This is a genomic window from Moorena sp. SIO3H5 (assembly GCF_010692395.1).
In the GTDB taxonomy this organism is placed as follows: domain Bacteria; phylum Cyanobacteriota; class Cyanobacteriia; order Cyanobacteriales; family Coleofasciculaceae; genus Moorena.
Map to the genome: position 1 here is coordinate 46,242 of NZ_JAAHHS010000008.1, position 7,738 is coordinate 53,979.

Below are 7,738 nucleotides of genomic sequence, written 5' to 3' on the forward strand. Positions count from 1 at the left end.
TTATAACTTGCAAAAGATTTAACCCGATAGATTTTGTGAATTTTGTTGGATTATCAACCAAATAATACCATTATCATCTAATAGCATTATTTGTATTCTAGGTGCAACAGGTATCCCTGTAGGAATTGTGATAATTTGTTATGCCATATTGCCTACTCCCAGATCCGCTGTTCCCTGTTCCCTTTGCTATACATCTAGTTCACACTACTTTCATCTACTGTTGTATTCGATACCGCTGTAGCAATTGGCAATTCCTCCACTTTGGGTAGCTTTTCGAGGGCCAGACGAGACGAAGAAGTCCCACCGGATAAACGCTTCAGAAGTTTTGGTCTAGGGTCATGGAGCAAGTAAATAATATTATCCCCCGGTTGCCAATCTTCATTCCCACTCGCCACTTGAAAACTCTTTTCCCTTTCCACTAGCAAAGGTACCAGTTCTCCAGCGCGAATTAAGGCATTTAGATGAGCTCGCTGAAAACCAAATCCAGCTTCCTTGAGAGTGGTTTTGCCCAACTTTATTTGCCCATCATTAATGTGCTGGATCCAAGTTTTGATAGGTAGTTGTGCTATGAAGGCCTGATTAACCTTGGTTTTATTATTGTTGCTATTGACTTGGGGGTCACGAGGAAACACAGCTAAGACTCGCGGTGGATTAAACTCCTCCGCTGCTCGTTGAGCCAATACCAAGTTAATCTCACCATTCTTGGTCATTGCTAGGAACGTTCCCACCGATTCGATGCCAGCTTCTTCTAGAACATCCACATCCAAACCACTGCTTTGGAAAACTCGCAGATTTTCGTCCCTTGCTTTTTGGCAGGCTTCTGGGTCTGTATCAATCAGCACAACAGACTCTCCTCGCTCTTGAAACAAACGAGCAATCAGACGGCTCATGGGATTACAACCGATGATTACAGCACCAGTTGCCTCGTCCTCTGGGTTAAGTTTTAGCAATTTGGCGACCCAGCGAGCGGTCAAACCCTGTAAAACTACCGTCAACATAATTGTGAGGAATACCAAGGCTTTAATCGAGTCACCACCATTAACCCCCCGTTCCGTTAGGAGAATGGCAAACAAGGAAGCCACAGAAGCACTGACAATTCCCTTAGGACCAATCCACGACACAAATAATTTTTGCCGCCAATTGAGATCACTATTCCAAGTACAAACCACCACACTGATGGGGCGCACCACCAACATCAACACCAAGACAGTAAAGATACTGCCCCAGCCTAGGGCAAACACACTGGCGATTGAGAGGTCAGCGGAGAGCAGTACGAATAACATGGAAACCCCAAGGACAGTTAATTGTCCCTTGAAGCGTCGCAACAAGCGCTCTTCAGGCAGGTCAGAGGCTCCCATAACTACTCCAGCCACTACCGTTGCCATCAGACCGGATTCAGAGCGAACCATCTGAGCTAAGCCAAACAAACCCCACATGCCAGCCAGTACCACCAAGTTTTTGAGTTCTTCTGAGATGAAGCGTGCTTGCTTGAGAAGAAACCCCATTAACCAGCCCCCTAAGCCCCCAATCACAGCACCGATGCTCAAACGAAGACCTAGACCCGCAAATGCTGCATTTGCACCACCATCACTATTTAAAATTGTGTCCAGGACAACCACTGCCAGAATTGCCCCGACTGGATCAATGAGAACCCCTTCCCCTTCTAGGAGGGTTTCTACACGTCGATCCACTTTCACCTGTTTTAGCAGAGGGCTAATCACCGTTGGTCCGGTGACCACCACTAGAGAGGCATAGAGAAAAGCAATCGGCCAAGGAAACTCCCCTAGCCAGTGAGCCGCCATGCCACCTCCTAACAGGGTAATAAGTGTTCCGATGGTAACTAGATTTCTCAGACTACCAGACACTTTGCCCAGATCCCGCAGATCTAGGTTGAGCCCTCCTTCAAACAGAATAACTGCCACTGAGAGGGCAACAATTACCTCTAGACCAACCCCTAGCTTCTGTGGGTGCAAAAGACCGAAGCCATCGGGTCCGAGTAGAGTGCCAAACATCAGCAAAAAGACAATGCTGGGAATTTTTAAATACTCACCCATTACCTGGGCACTGATCCCAGCGAAGATGGCGATAACCATCTGTAGGGTTAGTTCAAATGAGCTTTCCATATGCGTAAGTGTCGCAAGTGATCAACTTAGGTAGAAATTCCTCATTATTCTGTGTTCAACTCCATGGGCTGGCTTGGTCAACAAGTGATCGGTTAGCAGTGAATCTGAACTTGAGGTAAGTTCTAGAACATTGCTCGTAGCAGTCGATGGTCAATGACTGAGCTATAGGTCACAGTAATAAAACCGTCTATAGCCTATCTTAAGCATGCCCTTTGTGTCCTGGTAGTGTATCACTTTCATAGGACTTATTACAGAAGTAGGCAACTTTGGAACTTCGGAACAGTGAACAGGTAAGGATTCTGGAGAATATTTTTTAACTTTGGCAACAGGTCTTGAAAAAAATTCAAGTTTGAATTACTCAAGACTATAAGCAAAGCTGTTTCCTGTTGTGTCTTACTTAAACGATTGCTGACCAACACTTCCTCCCGGAGATAAGACCCACGCGAGTGTAAATAGTCATGGGGAGCTTTGAGAGTGTCTGTTACCAGGTCATCCTCCTACTTGTCTAATTAGTTTTGTTGATATTGTGTTTATCTTGTGTATAATTGTCAGACCTTGCCATTGCTTACCAATCTAATCATTGATTTGAGCCATAGCTCACACTACTCATAGGTCAAAGGTTTTTCTACGTTGATTGGTAATTTAAAAAAAAATTAAATTTTAATTCATGCTGGATAGTTGAGCAACCTCAGTTCCACAACGGACATGCCATCACTAAGGGTAAACAGCTTAATAAAATTGCCTGTTAACTAGTTAGAGACGATTAGTTAGAGACGATTAGTTTTAGGACATAATTGAAAGGTTAAAGGTAAAAATTGTACTGCGGTGGTCAATAACACCAGACAACGGGGTTAGTAGATTAGATAGGATGGCGAAGAGCAGTGGGATAATCCCCCAAGTAGAAGCGAAAAATTTGATTATGGCTCGTGGTCTGGTGGGGAAGGGTAAAATTAGCTTCGTTAATGGTTTTTTGTTAAACTTCTAGCTTTAATTATGAATTATTGGTAAAGGTAAAGGTAAACGTAAATTTATGGATCATAAAACATTTACTTGGGGTGGCTCGGGAAACCGCATACGTAGAACTCAACGCTGGATTGAGAGATTGTCGCTGTTAGGGTTACTCCTGGCAGCACTATTGTTGTTTAGCATCAATTTGGGCAGTGGCTCCTTGAAAGGGGTAGAGCAAAGCATCAGTCATCTTGCTAGTCAACTCCTTTCAGCCTCAGGGGAATTTGGGCAGTGGCTTTACCCAACTCTCGAAGGTGAAACCCTAATTGAACACCCCCCCCTACTAGCCTGGCTAATTGCGGTGGCTTATCAGTTTGGTGGTATCAATGTGTGGACTACGCGCTTACCTGGTGCCATCCTCAGTGTTCTGTCGGTACTGCTAGTCTATGGTCTTGCTAGAGAAATCTTCCCCTGCCGTCAGAAGGCTATTTTCTCTAGCTTGATTTACCTAACTTTCTTACCAATAGCCCATTATGGGCGTATGGCCATCCTGGATGGAGCTAATCTGTGCTTTGTGGTGTTGATGATGTGGTGTGTGTTGCGATCGCGTCGGGACTCACGCTGGTCACTGGCAGCGGGGATCGGATTAGCCTTGATTTTCCTTACTAAGGGGATCCTGGTGGCATTGTTGATCACAGCGATCACTTTGTTGTTTCTAGCATGGGATACTCCCAGACTGCTGACCTCTACTTATTGGTGGTTGGGATTGCTTTTAGGCTATAGTCCTGCTATTGCTTGGTACACTGTTCCATTGCTGGTACAGGATCAAAGAGCCGTTACTACAACTAAAGCCATTCTCTACCAGTCCCTACGCCCGATCTGGAAAGCAGAGGATGGACAAAATCCTCTTCCTTGGTATTACCTGGGGGAAATGTTAAAATTTTCCGCACCTTGGTTACTATTCTTTTACTACTGGTTACAGCAGGCTTGGCAGAATCGCCATTGGGGCTGGGCTAAATTAGTACTGGTATGGGCTGGCGGTTATTTGATCGCCATTTCTTTTTTTGTCACTAAATTGCCTGAGTATGTGTTGCCAGTTTACCCAGCATTAGCCCTTGCTGGTGGAGCCCAACTTACAGAGATTTGGCATTGGCCTTCTGGCAAATCTTATCCCCGTTTTTGGAGTATTGGTTTGAGTTTGCTAGGTCTTGCTACCATTACTGTTATGCTTCACTTTGGAATTACAAAAGCTCCTGACCTCAGCTCCTGGCTTTTCTTCGCTTGTGTCCCTTTAACCATGGTTATAGCAGGGATGTTGGTTGCGCGACGGGATAGACAATTTATGGTAATTTTATTCTGGGGAAGCTATATTTCACTACTGATTTTGATGTCTTCTGACCATGGGATTTTGGAATTTCTGATCTAGTTCAACTTAATTATTGCTTAATACTGGTCTCCTTGAGCAATGGAAACTGAAGCCAGCCAGAAGAATTGATGATGCCCCTGACTGGATGTTTTTTATACAATATCCCAATTGAGTTATTAAAAGCCTTATTGGGAAGTTTCCATAAATGGGGATGGAAATTGATACACCCCTTTCGCGAGCAGACAGTGATCGGGTTTGCCTTCAGCTATCAGCAGTCAGCTGACGCGCTACTTTCCGTCTTTGCAAACAGCTAATGTTTTGGGAGCCTGGGTTTATCAAGAGAGTAAGCTTATGGGCTCCTTTTCAAACCACACTTACCGTTTAAAGCCTCGTGGATTGGTTCTCTTGAGGGCATCATTAATTCTTTACTACTTGCACAGGGTTTCAAGTAACGCTAATGCTGATAACTGACGGCGGAATGCTGACGTTTTGAGCAACAGCACATTTACCGATTACGGCCTTCTAAGCCTTGTCTATTCGGATCAGGATGCTTCAAGTGCTTCTTCTTCTGCTTCATCAACTTGTTTAAGGTGAATGTGCTTGCGTCCCAGGGTGATTTCAAACTGGTCCCCTGGATTTAAACCCATTTGTTTCGTGTAAGCCGAGCCAATCAGAAGATTGCCGTTAGACTGCACACTAATCCGATAGCTGGCACTGCGTCCGCCACGACCATTGCCATTGACTTTGCTGTCTAATTCAATCCCCTCTGCATCAATAAGGGCATTGAGGAACTTCATCATATTGACTCGCTCTACTCCGTTTTTTGTCACGGTGTAGTAGCCACAGGCTCTAGCTTTTTCTTCTTTGCTCAGGTTACCTAGGCTTTTGACTTTATCAACCAATTCTTGTCCCTGCAGAGGAACGATCGGAGCAGACATGTTTTTCTTTCTAGCCATTAACTTGAATCTAATACTAAGGACTTAAGTGGTATCCAGCATTTCTACTGGACTGACTGTCAACTAAGATAACAAAATCTTAGTTTAATATCAGTATATGAAACTATATTACACCCATAGTGTCAAGTTTGTTCGTTAATAGTCAGTTTTTAACTACCGTTCAACTAGACCAATAGGTTGTGAATAGGTTGTGAACAACTTTGATCATCTGGGTCACAGGAAAATTGCCTAGGGTGACGGGAAAATTGGCTAAAAGAGTATGGGCTACTCTTGTAGGCAATTTCCCCACCAGCCACCTGTACTTTCCATCCCTGTCACAAGTCAATGGCTATCTCCATTGGGTGACACTATTTTATACTTTCTTTGAGCTGTTGCATTCAGACAAAGGGCTATCAGCTATCAGCCATTGATAGTCTAAGATATAAGCTTCTGCATCGCACGCCGATAGCTAAAAGCATACCGCTCAAAGTATAGTCTTCAGGATGAGAGGGTTCCTTGGTTCCCCCTGCTCTTGATGCTGATAGCTGAGTGCATTAAACGAGCGTGATCTTTAAACAGGTCATAAAATCGTTTCCGACTAAGCGTCTTTCAAAGAAATTGTCCGGTTAACTCCCACGTCCACTTTCCGATTGGATTGCTATTTTATTATGAAGCTCACCACTCGTGGACACTACAGTGTTAAGGCACTACTAGATCTGAGCCTAAGACCAGGGTATGGACCGACATCGGTTAGAGCGATCGCTAAACGCCAAGGTCTACCAGCTCCATATCTAGAAAAACTACTGATTGAGATGCGCCGTGCTGGCTTAGTCAAGTCAGTTCGTGGAGCTCAAGGAGGCTATCAATTAGCCTATGAACCCACACAAATTTCCCTCGGCAAAATCCTAGAAGCAGTGGGTGAAACTATCGAACCACTACCCCACCATACCCCAGACGCTGGTCAAGCCGAAGACTGGGTTACATTTACACTTTGGCATCGTTTGCATCAAAAGCTTAAAGAAGCATTGTACACTATAACTCTTGCTGATCTTTATTATGATGCCCGTAGTTGGCAAGCGGCTATGGGAGAAGAAACCAGTTTCGTTGTTTGAATCAATTTTTCGTAACCATGAAAAAGAGTAACGAACCGATTACTTATGAGGGAGGCTGTCATTGTGGCGCTGTCCGCTTCCGGGTAATTGTCAACAAGCATCAGGCAATTGATTGCAATTGTTCGATGTGTAAAAAAAAGGGCATCTTACACGTGATTGTCTCCCCTGAGCAATTTAGCTTACTAAAGGGAGATCAAGTGTTGACTACTTATACCTTCAACACTCACACGGCAAAGCACACATTCTGCCAAATCTGTGGCATTCATCCTTTCTATCGACCCCGCTCTCATCCCAATGGGATTTCTGTCAACCTACGTTGCTTTGACGGTGATGTTCTATCTCGATTTACCATTGTTCCTTTTGATGGGGCGAACTGGGAAGAGAATGTCGATAAAATTAGAAAGTAGTGGTTAAAATCCTGGTTAATAACCATACTAATGGTGTCATTTTGCTGTTGGCAGCTAGTCTGGATTATCTGATCGGTGATCCTTGGGGTTGGGTCCATCCAGTGCAGGTTATGGGCTGGGTAATCTCTCACTTTACTCAGTTAGCCATTAACTTATGGCAGCAGCCTTGGCAACGACGCCTAGCAGGAATTGGGTTGGGTATTGGACTAATTATTGGGAGTGGAGTAGCTGGATGGTTTATTGTCTTCCTAGGAATCTGGCTCAATCCATTTTTGGGTATAGGCATAGCAACGATATTGCTAGCTAGTTGTTTTGCTGGTCGCTCTCTTCGGGCAGCAGCAGTGGATGTATTACAACCTTTAACTGCCGGAGAATTAGAACTAGCCCGTTCTCGATTAAGTCAATATGTTGGTCGTGATACAGAAAATCTTTCTGAGTCGGAAATCCTACGAGCTGTCCTAGAAACGGTGGCGGAAAACACTACCGATGGGGTCACAGCCCCTCTGTTCTATGCCATTGTTGGAGCGTTGATTCCTGGAGTTGGTAGTGTTCCTCTGGCCTTAGCTTATAAAGCTGCCAGTACTTTAGATTCGATGGTCGGTTACCGTCGAGAGCCTTACACGCATTTAGGTTGGTTTACTGCTAAATTCGAAGATTTACTAACCTGGATCCCCTGTCGATTAACCGTATTTACCCTAGCCTTGATGTCTGGAAAACCTCAGCAGGTCTGGCGTCTGTGTAGCCGTGATGCTATTGCTGATCCGAGTCCTAACTCTGGCTGGAGTGAATCGGCTTTTGCTGCGATTTTGGAGGTTCAGCTGGGGGGGACTAATTTTTACAGTGGTGA

General features: G+C 44.6%; 6 protein-coding genes. 4 read left to right on the forward strand and 2 right to left on the reverse strand.

Going from position 1 to position 7,738, the window contains the following annotated elements:
• Positions 1 to 194 precede the first annotated feature (194 nt).
• Positions 195 to 2,123, reverse strand: a complete 1,929-nt coding sequence (locus F6K52_RS02265) for a cation:proton antiporter (protein WP_293073441.1) — start codon at positions 2,121 to 2,123, stop codon at positions 195 to 197.
• A 1,030-nt stretch (positions 2,124 to 3,153) separates the two neighbouring features.
• Between F6K52_RS02265 and F6K52_RS02270 the strand changes: the two genes are divergently transcribed.
• A complete protein-coding gene (locus F6K52_RS02270; protein WP_293073444.1) occupies positions 3,154 to 4,497 on the forward strand; it encodes a glycosyltransferase family 39 protein in 1,344 nt (447 codons plus the stop codon).
• Between the two features lie 482 nt (positions 4,498 to 4,979).
• Here the strand turns inward: F6K52_RS02270 and F6K52_RS02275 are convergent, their stop codons facing one another.
• The gene (locus F6K52_RS02275) at positions 4,980 to 5,393 is read right to left on the reverse strand and encodes an AbrB family transcriptional regulator (protein ID WP_293073447.1); all 414 of its coding nucleotides are present in this window, start codon (positions 5,391 to 5,393) and stop codon (positions 4,980 to 4,982) included.
• A 647-nt stretch (positions 5,394 to 6,040) separates the two neighbouring features.
• On the opposite strand from F6K52_RS02275, the gene F6K52_RS02280 reads away from it, so the two are divergent.
• The 3 genes from F6K52_RS02280 to cbiB all read left to right on the forward strand — a co-directional run.
• Positions 6,041 to 6,484, forward strand: a complete 444-nt coding sequence (locus F6K52_RS02280; RefSeq protein WP_293073450.1) for an Rrf2 family transcriptional regulator — start codon at positions 6,041 to 6,043, stop codon at positions 6,482 to 6,484.
• A gap of 17 nt (positions 6,485 to 6,501) precedes the next feature.
• A complete protein-coding gene (locus F6K52_RS02285; RefSeq protein ID WP_293073453.1) occupies positions 6,502 to 6,891 on the forward strand; it encodes a GFA family protein in 390 nt (129 codons plus the stop codon).
• On the forward strand, positions 6,891 to 7,738 hold an 848-nt coding region (cbiB, locus tag F6K52_RS02290; RefSeq protein ID WP_293073456.1), incomplete at its 3' end, for an adenosylcobinamide-phosphate synthase CbiB. The genes F6K52_RS02285 and cbiB, both read left to right, overlap by 1 nt.